Annotated in this window: 1 protein-coding gene; it reads left to right on the forward strand. The window is 60.7% G+C overall.

Annotation, left to right across the window (positions count from 1 at the left end; translation table 11 throughout):
- Positions 1–333: FIST C-terminal domain-containing protein (locus tag F6X42_RS46675; RefSeq protein ID WP_187639787.1), on the forward strand; the 333-nt coding region annotated here is incomplete at its 5' end.
- Positions 334–614 lie beyond the last annotated feature (281 nt).

Genomic DNA, 614 nt, shown 5'->3' on the forward strand with positions numbered 1-614 from the left:
GTCGTGGCGATTGCCGATCTGGTCGAGCCCGGCATGCATCTGGCCTTTTGCACGCGTAACCCCGAAGCTGCCAAGGTCGATCTGGTGCGCATTACAACGGAAATCCGCGCGGAACTGGAAGGCGGCAGGGCGGGGCACATGTCGGGCGCCCTGTATGTCAGTTGCTCGGGACGGGGCGGCCCGCACTTCGGAGCGCGGCATGCGGAGTTGCAGACGGTGCGAAAGGCGCTAGGTGAGGTGCCGCTGGTGGGATTCTTCGCCGGCGGCGAGATCGCAAGGGATCACCTTTACGGCTACACCGGGGTATTGACGGTCTTTACGAGCCGGGACTGAGACCCGAGCTGTATTGATTTTTGCTCGGTAGCAGGAAGGAGACCCGTACCAGTTTTGTCCACCCGAGGGATGGGCCCATATGAGAGGACCGGTTGTTTGAGTGACGCGTCACTGGCCCCATATCGGAGCAGCTACTTAAACGACGCGGCGCTAGTCCTCGAAGTCTACTGAACACTTGCCTGAACATGCATATAGACTCGGAATTCTTCCGATAACCGCTGACGCACATCTGCAAATCGAGGCGGATGTCCGCGCCTCGATCGTCCCGGCGGTTCGGCCCG

The organism is Paraburkholderia podalyriae (assembly GCF_014397785.1).
Taxonomy (GTDB): Bacteria; Pseudomonadota; Gammaproteobacteria; order Burkholderiales; family Burkholderiaceae; genus Paraburkholderia; species Paraburkholderia podalyriae.